Source organism: Promicromonospora sukumoe 327MFSha3.1, from assembly GCF_000385135.1.
GTDB classification, from domain to species: Bacteria; Actinomycetota; Actinomycetes; order Actinomycetales; family Cellulomonadaceae; genus Promicromonospora; species Promicromonospora sukumoe_B.
This window is the reverse complement of record NZ_ARQM01000011.1, coordinates 338,956-354,323: the sequence shown is the minus strand read 5'-3', so window position 1 is coordinate 354,323 and position 15,368 is coordinate 338,956. Positions and strand designations below refer to the sequence as shown.

The window sequence follows — 15,368 nt, the reverse complement described above, 5'->3', positions numbered from 1 at the left end:
CCTTTGAGGCCTAAGTTTCTTCGCTTTGAACTGCGTCAAAGCGAAGAAACTTAGGCCTCAAAGGGGGATGAGCCCAGCGGGGGACGACCAGCCCGGTCATCCGGACCGATCAGCAGACCAGAACCAGCCCAGCCGGGTCAGGTCAGCGCTCCACCGCGCCGATCTCCGCCGCCACCGCGTCGACGAAGCTGTCCGGCGTGTTCTCGGGCAGCAGGCCCGGGAGCGCGAGCAGGGCCCGGAGGTCCTCCTCGGTTCCGGCGAGCCCGGCGACGTCGCCCAGCCCGTCCATACCGCCGGGCATCTCGGCGGCGTCGACCAGGGCCTCGAGCTCCGCGGCGCGCGGGTCGTCGACGCCCTCGCCGGAGTGCGTCCGGCGTCGGACGAACTCGGCCCACGCGGCCAGGCCGAACGCCACGCCGTGCGGCTCGCGCCCGGCGGCGAGCGAGTCCGCGAGCACGCCGCCCCAGCGGAACGGGATCTTCTGGGTGCCGTCCATCGCCACCTGCGCCGTGGTGTGGCCCGTGTGCGGGTTGGCGAACCGGGCCAGGATCTGCTCGCCGTACTGCTGCAGGTCCAGGCCGTCGGGCGGGGTGAGCGTCGGCAGCGCGTCCTCGAAGAGGTACTGCCGCGCGCGCTGCGCGATCACCGGGTCCGTCACGCCGCCCGCGATCGTCGAGTGCCCGGCGAGCCAGCCCGAGTACGCGACCAGCGAGTGCGTGCCGTTGAGCAGCCGCAGCTTGGCCTGCTCGAACGGCGCGACGTCCTTGGTGAGCGTGGCGCCGGCGGCCTCCCACGCGGGGCGCGGCCCGGCGAACCGGTCCTCGATCACCCACTGCGCGAACGGCTCGCCCACCACGAGACCCTCGTCCCGCACGCCGAGCGCCTGCTCCACCTGATCGCGCTGCTCCGGCGTGGTGGCCGGCACGATCCGGTCGACCATGGAGCACGGGAACGTGACGTTCGCGTCGAGGAACGCACGCAGCGCGTCGCCCTCGATCCCGGGCAGGGCCGCGTCCACGGCCTCCCGCACCAGGCGCTCGAGCACCCGGCCGTTGTCGACCATGTTGTCGCAGGTCAGCACGGTGATGGGCGCACCGGAGGCGGCGCGCTGGGCCAGCCCGCGCACCAGCAGCCCGATGGCGGACGCCGCCGGGCGGACGGCGGCCGCGCCGGCCTCCGTCACCGCGGCCAGCGCCGCGAGGTCGGCGGCCACCGCCTCGGTGTCCAGCGAACCGTCGGGCCGCCGCGCGTAGCCCTTCTCGGTGATCGTCAGCGTGACCACGTGGGTCGACGGCGCCGCGATCGTGGCGAGCACGCGCTCGGTCTCCTCGGCGGGGTACGCGACGTCGACCACGGAGCCGATCAGCTCGACCGACGACTCCTGCTCGCCCGCGGTGAGCACGGCGTACACCCCGCCCTGCGGCCGGAGCTGGTCGCGCACCGTCGCGGACCGCTGGGTGACGCCGAGGATGCCCCAGCTGGTGTCGCCCGTCGCGATCGCGGCGCGCTCCGTGTACACGGCCTGGTGCGCGCGGTGGAACGCCCCGATGCCGAGGTGGACTATCCCCACCGCCGTCGGCATCACGGGGGCGTCGATGCCCACCGGGATACGGTCCCGGTGCAGGCGGTCCTCAGTCATCACGTGTCTCCTTGACTTGTGCTACGAGCTGCGTCGGGTTCACGAACCGCAGCGCCACCACGAGCATGGCGAGCATCGTCGCGGTGTAGATCACCGACATGGCCGAGATGAGCTGCCTCGCCTCGCCACCGCCGGCGGCCGTCATGCCACGGTAGATGGCTACGACGAGTGTGTCCGAACCTGGGCCCGAGACGAGGAACGTCAGCTCGAAGAGCCCGACGGTCCGCACGAGTACCAGGATGGCCGCCGCGAGGATACCCGGCACCAGCAGCGGGGCCAGGATCCGGGTGAACACCTGCCGGGTCCTGGCGCCGCACATCCGGGCGGCCGACTCGATGGCGGGGTTGATCTGCTCGATGAACGGCGTCATCGTCAGGATCACGAACGGGACGGACGGCACGAGGTTGACCAGCACGACGGCGGTCAGCGTGCGGCCCAGCCCGAACGAGTACATGACGGTGGCGAGCGGGATGCCGTAGGTGATGGGCGGCATGAGCACCGGCAGCAGGAACAGCAGCATGACGGCGCGCTTGCCCGGGAAGTCCCGGCGGGCCAGCACGTACGCGGCGGGCACGCCCACCAGCACCGAGATCACGACGACGAGCACGGCGACGCCGACGGTGACGCCGACCACCTCGCCGAGGTCGAACCGGTCCCAGGCCTCGACGTAGCGCTCGGTGGTCAGCCCGTCGGGCAGCCAGGTGTCGAACCACTGCCGGCCGAACGAGTCGACGACCACCGCGACGAGGATCCCGAGCAGGAACACCCCGAACGCGGCCATGCCCGCCCACACGAACCAGGTGGACGGCCGCGCGGCGAGCGGCCGTTCCAGCGTTGACGTGGCCATCAGCCCTTCCCTCCCGTGGTCCCGCGGTACAGCAGCGAGCGCAGGCCCAGCACCGCGACGACGACGACCAGCTCGACGGCGCCCATCATCAGCGCGATGGTGGACGCCATGGCGTAGTCGTTCTGCTCGCCGAACGCCCGGAACGCCATGAGCGACATGACCCGGGTCTCGCCCATGGCGTCACCGACCAGCCGTGCCGACGGGAACACCGAGAACGCGAGCACGAACGTCAGCACGAACGTGGTGGCCAGCCCGGGGGCGAGCAGCGGCAGCACGATCCGCCGGAACCGCTGCCACCAGCCCGCGCCCAGGGTCTTGGCGGCCTGCTCCAGCGACGGGTCGATGCCCGACAGGTAGGACGAGATGAGCAGGAACGCGAACGGGAAGCCGGTGATGATCAGCGAGAGCATCACGCCCAGGTAGTTGTTCACCAGCTTGAGCGGCTCGTCGATCATGCCGAGCTCGAGCAGCACCCGGTTGATCCAGCCCTGCCGCCCGGCGAAGATCAGCAGGCCCTGCGCGGTGAGCACGGTGCCCAGCGTGATGGGCAGCACCAGCAGCGACGTCAGCAGGCGCTTGCCGCGGAACCGGTGCCGCAGCACCATCGCCACCGGCACCGACGCCAGCACGTTGAACAGGGCGGCCGGCAGCGCGAGGCGCATCGTGAGCCACACGGAGTCGAACACGAACGGGTCGCGGAAGAACGCCACGTAGTTCGCGAGGGCGCCGCCGCCCCACTGCTCCCGCATGGCTGCCGTGGGCTGGATCGTGAGCCCGATCCCGTACGAGAACGGGTACACGAACAGCGCGACGGCGACCACGAGCCCGGGCACGAGCAGGAACAGGGTCGAGTCGATGCCGCGCTCGGCCAGGCGGTGCCGCAGGCTCGCGGTGGCGCGTCCGGCGCTACTCATGGCGCACCTCCCCGCGGGCGGACGGGCGCCTCACGCCGCCACCTCCTGCGCCTGCGGCACGACGGCGTCCAGCGACTCGGGGAACACGAGCACCCGGTCGACCGGCGCGGTCAGGGTGACGGCGCCGCCGACGTCGGGCGCCGTCGCCGCGCGGGCGTGCAGCATGGTGTCGCCGGCCTGCACCCCGACAGCGAACTCGCGCCCGTGGTACTCGACGACGGACACGGTGCCGGGAATCACGCCGGCCCCGCCGCTGGTCGAGCCCCCACCGCCGGTCGAGCCCACGTGCAGGTCCTCCGGCCGCACCGCGACCCGCACCCGGTCCCCCGCGCTCAGCGCGCCGACGGCCCGCCCGGTGAGCCGGACGCCGCCGTCCGCCGCGCCCGCGAGCTCGACCACGGCCTCGCCCCCGGACGCCGCGACGACGGTCGCGGGCAGGATGTTCCGGTACCCCATGAAGTCGGCGACGTACCAGCTCGCCGGGCTCTCGTAGAGCTCGTCGGGCGTGCCGACCTGCTGCACGCGACCCTCGCGCATCACCACCAGGCGGTCGGCCAGCGACAGCGCCTCCTCCTGGTCGTGCGTCACGTAGATCGTGGTGAGCCCGAGCGACTGGTGCAGCCGCCGGATCTCGGTGCGCATGTCGAGGCGCAGCTTGGCGTCGAGATTCGACAGCGGCTCGTCCATGAGCACGAGCGACGGCTCGAGCACCACCGCGCGGGCGATGGCCACACGCTGCTGCTGGCCGCCCGAGAGCTGGCCGGGCAGCTTCTTCGCGTGCTCGCCGAGCTTGACCAGGTCGATCGCCGCACGTACCCGCGAGCCGATCTCGGCCCGCGGCACACCCTGCATCTGGAGCCCGAACGCGACGTTCTTCTCGACGCTGAGGTGCGGAAACAGGGCGTAGGACTGGAACACCATGCCGAACCCGCGCCGCTCCGGCGGCAGCGTGTCGATCCGCCGCCCGTCCAGCCGGATCTCGCCGTGCGTCAGCGGCAGCAGGCCGGCCAGGCAGTTGAGCGCCGTCGACTTGCCGCAGCCGGACGGCCCCAGCAGCGCGACGAACTCCCCCGCCCGGATCGTCAGGTCCAGGCCGGCCAGCGCGTCCACCCCGCCGAAGCGGCGGCCGACGCCCCGCAGCTCCAGGGACTCGAAGTCGCTCATTCGGCCTCTTCCTCCACCTTGCCGCCGCCGACCTCGCGGTCCCAGATGTCGAACGCGGTCACCATCGAGTCCGCGTCGAGCGGCACGACGGCGTCCTGCGACTCGATGAGCTCGTCGAACAGCGGGCGGCCGAAGTCCTCGATGACGTCCTGCGACTCCTGCGGCGCGAGGTCGAGCGTCGCGCCCTCGACCGCCGGGCCCGGGTAGAAGTAGCCGGCGTCGTACGCCTTGGCGTTCTGCTCGGGGGTGAGCATGTCCTGCAGCAGGAGCAGGATCGCGCTGATCTTGTCGGCGCTCTGCCCCTTCGGGATCGCGGCGTAGTGCGCGTCGGTCACCCACGTGAAGTCGTCGAACGCGGCGGCCTCCAGGGTGTCCGGGAGCTGGCCCTCGGCCCGCGGGGCGATGTCCCAGCCGGTGGTGGTCGGGATCATCGACCAGGTGCCGTCGGCCATGTTGGTCACGACCTGGCCCGTGCCCGTCGGATAGGTGTCGACGTACTGACCGAGCTCCTTGAGGTACGCCCAGGTCTTGTCCCAGCCGTTCTCGGGGTCGGTCGGGTCCTCGTCGCCCAAGATGTAGGGCAGGCCCATGAGGAACGTGCGGCCGGGGCCGGAGTTCGCGGGGCGCGCGTACCCGAACTTGCCCGGGTTGGCCTTCGCCCACTCCAGCAGCTCCTCGGGTGTGGCCGGCGGCGTGCCGACCACCTCGGGGTCGTACTGCAGCAGCGGACCGGACGGGTAGTAGGTCGTCACCACGCCGTAGCCCTCGGCGAGCTCCTGCATGTTCGCGGCGGGCTCCAGGTAGTTCTCCTGGTTGGTCAGCCGGTCGCCGTAGTCGTCCACGAGCGGGATCCACAGGTCCTGGCCGATTCCGGCCGCGAGCCCGTCGTTGCCGGTGAACACCACGTCGATGGACAGGTTGCCGCTGTCCACCTGCGGTTTGACGATGCCCGTGACGTCGGGCGCGCCGCCCGTCTCCCAGGTCACCGACTCGATGACGTCCGGGTTGTTCTCGACGAACTCGTCGACCATGCCCTCGGTGAGCCGCTGGTTGCCCGCGACGTCGAGGATGTTCAGGGTGACCGGCTCCGACGGCGTGTCGGGGACCTCCGACGCGTCGGTCACGGCGCCGCCGCTCTCCCCGCCGGGCGGCGCGGGCGGGGCGCACGCGGTGAGCAGGGCCAGCGCGGCGACGCCCGCGAGCGCCACCGCCTTCTTCGAGGTACGCATGGTGCCTTCCTCTCTCGGGCTCCGTCGCCCGGGTTGGTGGCCAGGAGGGACCTCAGTCGGTCCCGGCCGGTGCGGGTCCTGAGGACCCGCGGATCGTGAGCTCCACGGGGAGCTGGACGCTCGCCGGCGTGCCGCCGCGCAGGCGCGCGAGCAGCAGGTCGACGGCGCGCCGGCCCAGGCGGGCCAGCGGGGCGTGCACGGTGGTCAGCGCGGGCGAGACCAGGGTGGCGAGCTGCACGTCGTCGAATCCGACCACCGACATGCGGCCCGGTACGTCGATCCCGCGCTGGCGCAGGCGGTCCAGGATGCCGAGGGCCATGAGGTCGTTGAACGCGACGACGGCGGTGACGCCGCTCGCCACGGCGTGGTCGGCGGCCTGGGTGCCGCCCGCGAAGTACGGCTGGAAGGTGCCGAGCCGCACCAGCTCGAGGTCCCAGCGCGCGGCGGCGGTGACGAGCCCCGCGACGCGGCGCCGTCCGGACCAGGACGACGGCGGGCCGGCCGCGACCCCGACCCTGCGGTGCCCCAGGGCGTGCAGGTGCCCGAGGATCTGCGCGACGCCGTCGGCGTCGTCCACGGCGACGAACGGGACGGCGTCGGGGGCGGCGGAGTCGGCGTCGGTCCCGTCGCCGGTGCCGGGCGCGGCCGCCGGCAGCTCGCGGCTCGCGAGCACCGCCGTCAGCCCGTCGAGCGCGGTCCGCAGCTCGGCCTCGCCCGAGCGGGGCGAGGCCAGCAGCAGGCCGTCGGTCCGGGCGGCGAGCGCGCCGATCAGCTCGGGCTCGACGTCGGCGTCCTCGTCGGTGTCGGCGACGAAGACCTCGTAGCCCTCGGCGCGGGCCCGCGCCTGGACGCTCTTCGTCACGGACGCGAAGTACGGGTTCTCCAGGTCGGGGACCAGTAGCCCGACGGCATGCGTGCGGCCCATCCGCAGGCCGCTGGCCGCGAGGTTGGGTCGGTAGCCGAGCTCGGCGGCGACCCTGGTCACGCGGTCGCGGGTGGCGGCCGCCACCCGCTCGGGGGCGGTCAGCGCGCGCGAGACGGTGGAGATCGAGACCCCGGCGGCGCGCGCGACGTCGTGCACCGTGACCATGCCACCTCCTGGCGATTCGCGACACTGCGAACGTTTGCACACTATCGTAGGGTTTGGCTGCAAACGTTCGCAATGCTCTGCTTCTCACGTTCGTATCGAGGCTTGGCAATGCCTACGATGTGGAAGCGCTTACCCGAACCGGCAACGACGCCCGCAGGAGGACTCTGTGACCGACACCTGGACGCTGCACCCCGACCGCGCCCTGCCCGCCGACCCCGTGACCCGGCCGATCGCGCGCGAGATCTACGCGGCGGTCCAGGACCTCCCGATCGTCTCGATGCACGGCCACGTGGACGTCACCGCCTTCGCGGACGACGAGCCCTTCCCCGACCCCGCCCAGCTCCTCGTGGTCCCCGACCACTACCTGACGCGGATGCTCGTGTCGCAGGGCGCCAAGCTCCCCGAGCTGGGCGTCGGCCCCGCCGTCGCGCCCGGGTTCGAGTCCGACCCGCGCGAGATCTTCCGCCGGTTCTGCGCGGGCTGGAAGCACTTCCGCGGCACGCCCACGCGGTACTGGATGGAGCACGAGCTGGTCGAGATCTTCGGCGTGACGGTGCGGCCGTCCGCGGAGACCGCCGACCAGGTCTACGACCAGATCGCCGAGCGGCTCGCCGACCCGGACTTCCGGCCGCGCGCCCTCCTGGACCGGTTCGGCATCGAGGTCATCGCCACGACCGACCCCGCCTGGAGCACGCTCGACGAGCACACCCGGCTCGCCGCCGAGCTGCCCGGCCGGGTGCTGCCGACCTTCCGCCCCGACCCGCTGCTGCACCCCGCGCGCCCCACCTGGCGGGACGACCTGGAGAAGCTGGCCAAGGCGTCGGGCATCGCCACCGACTCGTACGCGGGCTACCTGGCGGCGCTCCGCGAGCGCCGCGCCGCGTTCGTCGCCGCGGGCGGCCTGGCCACCGACCACGGGCACTTCAGCGCCGACACCACCCCGCTGCCCGACGAGGTGGCGCGCGCCCTGTTCGAGAAGGCCCTCGCGGCCGGTCCGGCCGGGGACGGCGCGAACCTCTCCGCGGCCGAGGAGGCGGCGTTCTCCGCGCACATGCTGTTCCAGATGGCGGGGATGGCCACCGAGGACGGCCTGGTCATGCAGTTCCACCCCGGCGTGCTGCGCGACCACGACCCCGCCGTCGCGGCGGCGTTCGGCCCCGACAAGGGGTACGACATCCCCGTGACCGCCGAGTTCACGCAGGGCCTGCGGCCGGTGCTGGAGGCGTTCGGCAACTCGGAGACCTTCCGGATGATCGCGTTCACCATCGACGAGGACGTGTACTCGCGCGAGCTCGCCCCGCTGGCCGGCGTCTACCCGGCCCTGCGCCTGGGCGCGCCCTGGTGGTTCCTGGACGCGCCCGACGCGATGCGCCGGTTCCGCGAGGCCGCCACGGAGACCGCCGGGTTCTCGAACATGTCGGGCTTCGTGGACGACACCCGCGCGTTCTGCTCGATCCCCGCCCGGCACGACCTGGCGCGCCGCGTCGACGCCGGCTACCTGGCCCGGCTCGTGGCCGAGCACCGGCTCGACCTGGACGAGGCCGTCGAGACAGCGGCCGACCTGGCCTACCACCTGCCCAAGGCGGCGTACGCGGCGCGCTGACCCGGGCGCACCGCAGGACTCTCCTTCGAGGCCTGGGTTTCTCCGTTTTGAGGCGGCTCAAAGCGGAGAAACCTAGGCTTCGAAGGTGAGAACCGGTCGCGACTTTTTCGCGGGCCGGACAGACCGGGCCCCCTGGGTGGACCCGGGAGCCGTCGCTGAGGCACAGTGCCTACACCCCTATATCCGCATATCAACCGCAAGACGGATGGGACGTTCCATGACTGGCGATTCTTCGCGCCCCTCCTCCGCCCACGTTCCCCATCCGGCCTGGCTGCCCGACGACGCGTTCGCCGCGATCGGCAGCCGCCGCGTGGTGGTGGCGGGCGACGGCGCCCTGGCCGGCACCGTGGCCGAGGAGGTCGCCGCGGCGACCGCCCGGTTCGGCGGCTCCTTCTCCCGCCTCGAGGTGGGCGACGGCGTCTCGGACGCCGACCTGGTGCTGACCCTGTCGCAGCCGGGCTCGACCGGGGAGGGGTCCGACGAGAGCTTCCGGATCATGCGCGAGGCGGGCGCCGTCGTGGTCCAGGCGGCGTGCGACGCCGGGCTGCTGCACGGCTTCTTCCACGTGGTGCGCCTCGGCGAGGCCGCGTTCGACGGGCCCGACGCCGACGAGACCCACGCCCCCGCGACCGACCTGCGGATGCTCGACCACTGGGACAACGTGGACGTGCACCCCACGATGGGCCAGGTCGAGCGCGGCTACTCCGGCGGTTCGATCTTCTACGACGACGGCGTCGTGCACGCCGACCTGTCCCGCGTCGAGCGGTACGCGCGCCTGCTGGCCGCCGTCGGGATCAACCGGGTGGCCATCAACAACGTCAACGTGCACGCGCGCGAGGCGCGCCTGCTGACCGACGACCTGGGCGACGTCGTCCGGGTGGCTGCCGTGTTCCGGCGCTGGGGCATCCGCGTGCACCTGTCGGTGTCGTTCGCCTCGCCGATGACGCTGGGCGGCCTGGACACGTCCGACCCGCTCGACCAGGGCGTCGCGCACTGGTGGGTGCGGGCCGCGGCGCGCGTCTGGGACGCGATCCCGGACTTCGGCGGCTTCGTGGTCAAGGCGGACTCCGAGGGCCAGCCCGGGCCGTTCGCCTACGGGCGCACCCACGCCGACGGCGCGAACATGCTGGCCGCGGCCGTCGAGCCGTACGACGGGCTGATCCACTGGCGCGCCTTCGTCTACGACCACAAGCAGGACTGGCGCGACCGGTCGACCGACCGCGCCCGCGCCGCCTACGACCACTTCCGCCCGCTGGACGGCACGTTCTCGGACAACGTGGTGCTGCAGGTCAAGTACGGGCCCATGGACTTCCAGGTGCGCGAGCCGCTGAGCCCGGTGCTGGCCGCGATGCCGCACACGCGCGTCGCCCTGGAGCTGCAGGTCACCCAGGAGTACACCGGCCAGCAGCGGCACGCCGTCTACCTCGGGCCGCAGTGGAGCCAGATCCTCGGCTTCCGGTTCTGGGACTCGGCCGGACGCGCGGACGGCTCGCCCAGCGTGGCCGACCTCGCCACGGGCCGCGGCAAGGCCGTCGAGGACCCGGGCACCGGCACCTGGCGCAAGCCCGCCGGCGGGTTCGCCGCCGTCTCGAACGTGGGCGACGACGAGTTCTGGACCGGCCACCCATTCGCCCAGGCCAACCTCTACGCCTACGGGCGGCTGTGCTGGGACCCGGCGCTGGACCCGGGCGCCGTGCTCGACGAGTGGGTGGACCTCACGTTCCCGGGTGCCCCGGACGCCGTCGGGCAGGCCCTGCACGCCGTGCTGGACCGGTCGTGGGAGACGTACGAGCAGTACACCTCGCCGCTCGGGGTGGGCTTCATGGTGCGCCCCGGCCACCACTACGGGCCCGACGTCGACGGCTACGAGTACACGCCGTGGGGCACCTACCACTTCGCGGACCGCGACGGCATCGGCGTCGACCGCACGGTCGGCACCGGCACCGGCTACGCGGGCCAGTACCCGGCGCCGTGGTCGGCGACGTACGAGTCGCCGTCGTCGTGCCCCGACGAGCTGCTGCTCTTCTTCCACCACGTGCCGTACACGCACGTGCTGCACAGCGGCAAGACCGTGGTGCAGCACATCTACGACACCCACTTCGACGGCGTGGACCGCGTGGAGCAGATGATCGGCGCGTGGTCCGAGGTCTCCACGCTCGTGGACCAGCAGGTCGCGGAGCGGGTCGCCGAGCGGCTGGCCGAGCAGCTCCGCAGCGCCACCGAGTGGCGCGACCAGGTCAACACCTACTTCCTGCGGAAGTCCGGGATCGCGGACGAGCGGGGGCGCACGATCTACTGAGGCACGTACGAGGTCTGGCTGTAGGTGCCCTTGCCGAAGGCCAGCACCTTGGCCGGCTGGACCGCGAACACGAGCGCCGTCCCGCCGACGTCGTTGGTGAAGGCCCCGTCGCCGACCTCGTACTGCCACTGCCCGGTCCACTTCTCCCGCCACGCGGCGGCGAGCAGCTCCAGGGTCCGCTGGTCGGTGACGCGCCGGGCCGGGCCCTCGACCATGACGTCCAGGCCCTTGTCCCAGGTGCTGTCGCCCGTGGTCAGCACGACGTTCGGGTTGCCCTCGAGGTTGACGGCCTTCTGCTCCTCGGGGCCCGTGGTGAAGTGCAGCGCCCCCTCGTGCCAGACGGCGACGAGCGGCGTGACGTGCGGGCGGCCGTCGGCGCGCACGGTGGTCAGCCAGGTGAGCTGCGCGTTCTCGAGCACCTCCCGCGTCTCGTCCCACGCGGTCGGCTGCACGTTGGGGTCGCTGAACCGGGCGTCGAGCTTGGTCACCGGGTTGTCCATGAGTCTTCTCCTTCTGACGACGTCGGAAAGTGCTCTGTGAAGTGCTCTGCGACGAGCCGGTCGATCTCGCCGGCGGTGCTCCAGCCCGGGCCGAACCGGTTGCGCATCACGGCGACCGCGACGCCGGTGTCGATGTCGGCCCAGACCCCGGATCCGTTCGCGCCGAACATACCGAAGGCCGACCCGGGCCGGGAAGGCACGGGGCCGGGACGCGACGGCGCGAACCCGAACGCCCACGTCGTCGGCACGTCCATCACGACGTCCCGGCCCTCGAACGCGGGGCGCGCCATGCTCGTCAGCCTGGCCGGTGACACCAGGGCGGCGCCGCCGTACCCGAGCAGGCCCGCGAAGACGCGCGCGGCGCCGTGGGCCGACATGGTGCCCCCGGACGGGATGTCGCTGGTCAGCACGTCACGCCGGTTGGCGAACGCGGCGTCCGGGCGTATCGCTGGTGGGACCGCCCGGTCGGCCGGCGAGCCGGGTTCCGGGGCGGACGGCGGCCCGAGGTCCGGCTCCTGCCGCGCCACCCGGCCCAGCAGCGCGGGCGGCACGCCGAAGTGCACGTCCTCCTCGACCCCGAGGGGGCCGGTGACGGCCTCGTGGAGCCACCAGGTCAGGGTCTGCCCGGTGGCCCGGCGCACCGTCTCGCCGAGCAGGAAGCCGAAGGTCTGCGCGTGGTAGCCGAACCCGGTGCCGGGCTCCCACCACGGCTCCGCGTCCGCGAGCGCCCGGCACATGCCGTCCCAGTCGCACAGGTCCCGGGCGGTCGTGTCGTAGGGCGGGGCGGGCACGCCGACCGAGTGCATCAGCACGTGGCGCAGGGTCGCGCCGCCCTTGCCGTGCGCGGCGAACTCCGGCCAGACGTCGGCGATCCGCAGGTCGTGGTCCAGCTCCCCGCGCTCGACCAGCACGTGCGCGACGGCGGACGCCACGCCCTTGGCCGTCGACGCCGCGAAGAACAGGGTGTCCGGGGTGACGGCCGCTCCTTGGCCTGCGTCGGCGAGGCCGCCCACGACGTCCACGACGAGCTCGCCCCGGTGGACGACAGCCACCTGGAGGCCGACCTCCCCGCCGTCGGCCACCAGGCGGTCTACCGTCTCCTGGACGCGACCCTGCAGGTCGCGTACGGTGCCGTCACCCATGCCAGGTCCGACCGGCCGGCCCGGGAAAAGTCATCGGCGCCGGGCGCCCTGGCGTGCGATGGTCAGGCCGCAGGAACCTCTCACCAGGAAGGCCGCCATGACGAACCCGACGCCCCGCCCCCAGAACCAGCCGACCGAGGACGCCGCCGGCTCGCAGGACCGGCCCACCGAGGAGAACTGGCTGGCCGCCGCCGAGCACATCGGCGCCCGTGACCGGGAGCTCCTGAACCGGCTCGGCCAGTGACGTATCTCGTCCCGGCGCACGTCGCCCTGCGGATGTTCGACGTCGCCGAGCGGATCAAGCCGGTCGTCCGCGATCACGGGCTGCTGGAGCCGGCCCTGAGCCGGGCGAGCATGAGCTCGTACGGCCAGGAGCTCTACCCGGGCATCCACCTCAAGATGGCGGCCACGCTCGACTCGGTGAACCGCAACCACCCGCTCGTCGACGGCAACAAGCGGCTCGCCTGGATCGTCGTCGCGGCGACCTACCGGGTCAACGGCCACCCGGACCTGGCCCGCACGGTCGACGACCACGAGGCCCTCGTGATGAGGGTTGCCTCCGGCCACCCGGACCTGGACCTGGTCGCGGGCGAGCTGGCGTCGATGTTCGGCGCCCGCGGTTAGCATGCGCTGCTGACGAACACCGACGAAGGAACGTGACTGTGCTGACGATTCGGCCCGCTCGGCCCGACGAGCTTCCCGCCCTGACCACGTACGCGGACGACGACGCGCGCAACGGCGCGACCTCGGCCTACCTCGCGGGCCTGCTCGACAACGGCTGCACCCGCGCGGACTGGTGCCTGGTGGCCGAGCGGGACGGCGAGCTCGTGGGGAACGTCGTGCTCTGGACCGTCCCGGGCCGCTCGGTGCCGATGGACATCGTGCTCCTCGAGCCGGGCGACGACGAGAGCGCGGCCGCGCTGCTGACGCACGCCGCCGAGCTGGCCCGCTCGCTCGGCGCGGAGACGCAGGGGCACGTCCTGGACGCGCCGAGCCAGGCCCCGCAGTTCCAGCACGACCCGGAGCGGCGGGTGCGGCTGCTCACCGCCCAGGGCTTCTCCCTCGCCCGCGACGGGCACCGGTTCATCCGGTCGGACCGCGACCCGCTGCCCGCCCAGGACGACCGGCTGCGCTGGCGGTCGCTCGCGGAGCTCGGCGAGGAGCCGTTCGTCGACCTGCTCGCCGACACCTTCACCGACACGAAGGACTCGATCTTCCTCGCGGAGGTCGCTCAGCACGGCCTGCGGGGCGCCGCCGAGCGCAACCTCGCCGAGATGCGCGAGCTGGACCACGAGCCGGCCTGGTTCGAGATCGGCTACGACCGGCAGGACCGGCCGGTGGCGCTCAGCCTGCCCGCCCGGACTGCGAGCTCCGCCGTGATCGGCCTGATCGCCGTCGCACCGGCCGGACGTGGTCACGGCTACGCCACCGCCGCCGTCGCACGCGGGACGCATGTCCTGGTGGCGGCGGGCGCGACGGAGATCCGCGGCGACTGCGACGCCGGCAACGTCGCCATGTCCAAGGCGTTCCAGCGCGCCGGCTACCGCACCTTCGCCAACCGCAGGATGTTCAGCCGCCCGCTGTAGCGCCGCGGCCGGACGCCTAGCCCGCGTCCGGCCGGGGTGCGTACATGATCACCGCGACCCCCACCAGGCAGATCAGCGCGCCGGTCACGTCCCAGCGGTCGGGGCGGAAGCCGTCCACGGCCATGCCCCAGACCAGGGAGCCGGCCACGAAGATGCCCCCGTAGGCGGCCAGGATGCGACCGAAGTTCGCGTCCGGCTGGAGGGTCGCGAAGAAGCCGTACAGGCCCAGGGCGATCACGCCGGCGCCGATCCAGAGCCAGCCCTTGTGCTCGCGGATGCCCTGCCACACGAGCCAGGCGCCGCCGATCTCGAAGAGGGCGGCGGCCACGAACAGGACGATCGATCGGGTCACGTTCATCGGGCGGCACTCCCCGGGTTCGGCGGCAGGTCCGTGCGATCCCGTCGGGGCCGCGCGTCGGGGAAGACGTTACGTCTCCGGGGTGTCACCCGGGACCTTGCTGGTCTCCACGAGGGCGCGCGCCGGCAGGCCGACGTCCCAGAACTGGATGGTCTGCAGCACCCAGAACAGGGCGAAGACCAGCATCAGCACGGCCTCGACCACGAACAGCGTCTGCGGGAACAGGTCCGGCAGGTACCGGTCGAGCACCACCATGGTGGCCAGGCCCGCCACGAGCACCACGGCCATGACCACTGCGATCCCGCGGTACCAGACCCGGTAGGCCCGCGCCGACATGCCCCGCAGCCGTTCGAGCACCTGGGCCCTGACGGCGACGTCCGACCCGTTGATCCACGCGACGGCGACCAGGCAGCAGAAGAGGAGCACGGCCGCGGCGTAGTGCGCCGCCGCGAGGAAGCCGTCGGGCCAGGCCAGCAGCCAGACGCCGGTCCCGGCCCACGTCAGCCACGTGAGCCACAGGTCCCAGCCCTCCCGGCTGCCCAGGTCACGACGCCGCGGCCAGGTCGCCAGCGCCAGCACCACGCCGCCCACCAGCAGGAGCGTGCCGATGTTGTTGCCCACCCGCTCGGGCACGTCCAGGCAGTAGGGCTCGGCGGTGCACATGTCGGCGTCGAGCGGCGTGGGGACCAGGGCCACGACGACCGCGAACATGCCCGCGAAGTTGAGCAGCACCTCCTCGGCGCCGTGCCGGCCCTTGATCGCGATGAGGCACGTACCGATGCCGACCAGCGCGCCCACGAAGACGCTCTGCACCGGCGAGTAGAAGTAGGCGCTGATCGAGGCGTGCCACCACTCCTCGCCGGAGTGGAGCCGCCCGTGGTCGGCGACGATCTGCATGGTCAGCGACACGAACAGCACCAGCACGACGGCCACTATCGCCACGCGTAGATAGCGATAGGTCAGCCGTCCCGGGTCCCCCTGCTTGATAGCCATGCGC

General features: G+C 72.7%; 15 protein-coding genes. 5 read left to right on the top strand and 10 right to left on the bottom strand.

Annotated features, from left to right (window positions below):
- Positions 1-142 precede the first annotated feature (142 nt).
- Genes H291_RS0115330 through H291_RS0115305 form a run of 6 tightly spaced genes read right to left on the bottom strand, consistent with a single transcriptional unit; the run spans position 143 to position 6,883 of the window.
- Entirely contained in the window at positions 143-1,639 is a 1,497-nt protein-coding gene (locus H291_RS0115330; protein ID WP_020015888.1) for a mannitol dehydrogenase family protein, read from the bottom strand.
- Complete coding sequence (locus H291_RS0115325) at positions 1,632-2,486, bottom strand: ABC transporter permease (protein WP_020015887.1); 855 nt, start codon at positions 2,484-2,486, stop codon at positions 1,632-1,634. The genes H291_RS0115330 and H291_RS0115325 overlap by 8 nt, the downstream gene beginning before the upstream one ends.
- Positions 2,486-3,400, bottom strand: a complete 915-nt coding sequence (locus tag H291_RS0115320) for an ABC transporter permease (protein ID WP_020015886.1) — start codon at positions 3,398-3,400, stop codon at positions 2,486-2,488. The genes H291_RS0115325 and H291_RS0115320 overlap by 1 nt, the downstream gene beginning before the upstream one ends.
- Positions 3,401-3,430: 30 nt before the next feature.
- Positions 3,431-4,564, bottom strand: coding sequence for an ABC transporter ATP-binding protein (locus tag H291_RS0115315; protein WP_020015885.1), 1,134 nt, complete (start codon positions 4,562-4,564; stop codon positions 3,431-3,433).
- Entirely contained in the window at positions 4,561-5,793 is a 1,233-nt protein-coding gene (locus tag H291_RS0115310) for an extracellular solute-binding protein (protein ID WP_020015884.1), read from the bottom strand. Before H291_RS0115310 ends, H291_RS0115315 begins: the two co-directional genes overlap by 4 nt.
- A 52-nt stretch (positions 5,794-5,845) precedes the next feature.
- Positions 5,846-6,883: a LacI family DNA-binding transcriptional regulator gene (locus H291_RS0115305; protein ID WP_020015883.1), complete on the bottom strand. Its 1,038-nt coding sequence runs from the start codon at positions 6,881-6,883 to the stop codon at positions 5,846-5,848.
- 166 nt (positions 6,884-7,049) lie between these two features.
- Between H291_RS0115305 and uxaC the strand changes: the two genes are divergently transcribed.
- Both uxaC and H291_RS0115295 read left to right on the top strand, forming a co-directional pair.
- Positions 7,050-8,486 (top strand): glucuronate isomerase, encoded by a 1,437-nt coding sequence (gene uxaC, locus H291_RS0115300; protein ID WP_020015882.1) that lies wholly within the window; start codon positions 7,050-7,052, stop codon positions 8,484-8,486.
- A 217-nt stretch (positions 8,487-8,703) separates the two neighbouring features.
- The gene (locus H291_RS0115295; RefSeq protein ID WP_051109503.1) at positions 8,704-10,785 is read left to right on the top strand and encodes an alpha-glucuronidase; all 2,082 of its coding nucleotides are present in this window, start codon (positions 8,704-8,706) and stop codon (positions 10,783-10,785) included.
- On the opposite strand, the gene H291_RS0115290 is transcribed toward H291_RS0115295, so the two are convergent.
- Positions 10,779-11,285, bottom strand: coding sequence for a pyridoxamine 5'-phosphate oxidase family protein (locus H291_RS0115290; RefSeq protein WP_020015880.1), 507 nt, complete (start codon positions 11,283-11,285; stop codon positions 10,779-10,781). The two genes, H291_RS0115295 and H291_RS0115290, sit on opposite strands and share 7 nt — an antisense overlap.
- Positions 11,270-12,427: a serine hydrolase domain-containing protein gene (locus tag H291_RS0115285; RefSeq protein WP_020015879.1), complete on the bottom strand. Its 1,158-nt coding sequence runs from the start codon at positions 12,425-12,427 to the stop codon at positions 11,270-11,272. The genes H291_RS0115290 and H291_RS0115285 overlap by 16 nt, the downstream gene beginning before the upstream one ends.
- A 97-nt stretch (positions 12,428-12,524) precedes the next feature.
- On the opposite strand from H291_RS0115285, the gene H291_RS33820 reads away from it, so the two are divergent.
- Genes H291_RS33820 through H291_RS0115270 form a run of 3 tightly spaced genes read left to right on the top strand, consistent with a single transcriptional unit; the run spans position 12,525 to position 14,013 of the window.
- Entirely contained in the window at positions 12,525-12,671 is a 147-nt protein-coding gene (locus tag H291_RS33820; protein ID WP_020015878.1) for a hypothetical protein, read from the top strand.
- Complete coding sequence (locus H291_RS0115275; protein ID WP_020015877.1) at positions 12,668-13,051, top strand: type II toxin-antitoxin system death-on-curing family toxin; 384 nt, start codon at positions 12,668-12,670, stop codon at positions 13,049-13,051. Before H291_RS33820 ends, H291_RS0115275 begins: the two co-directional genes overlap by 4 nt.
- A 38-nt stretch (positions 13,052-13,089) precedes the next feature.
- Positions 13,090-14,013, top strand: coding sequence for a GNAT family N-acetyltransferase (locus tag H291_RS0115270; protein WP_020015876.1), 924 nt, complete (start codon positions 13,090-13,092; stop codon positions 14,011-14,013).
- A gap of 16 nt (positions 14,014-14,029) precedes the next feature.
- Here H291_RS0115270 and H291_RS0115265 read toward each other — a convergent pair whose 3' ends face one another.
- The gene (locus H291_RS0115265; protein ID WP_020015875.1) at positions 14,030-14,371 is read right to left on the bottom strand and encodes a YnfA family protein; all 342 of its coding nucleotides are present in this window, start codon (positions 14,369-14,371) and stop codon (positions 14,030-14,032) included.
- A 69-nt stretch (positions 14,372-14,440) separates the two neighbouring features.
- A complete protein-coding gene (locus H291_RS32645) occupies positions 14,441-15,364 on the bottom strand; it encodes a hypothetical protein (RefSeq protein ID WP_157237069.1) in 924 nt (307 codons plus the stop codon).
- Between the last annotated feature and the right edge of the window lie 4 nt (positions 15,365-15,368).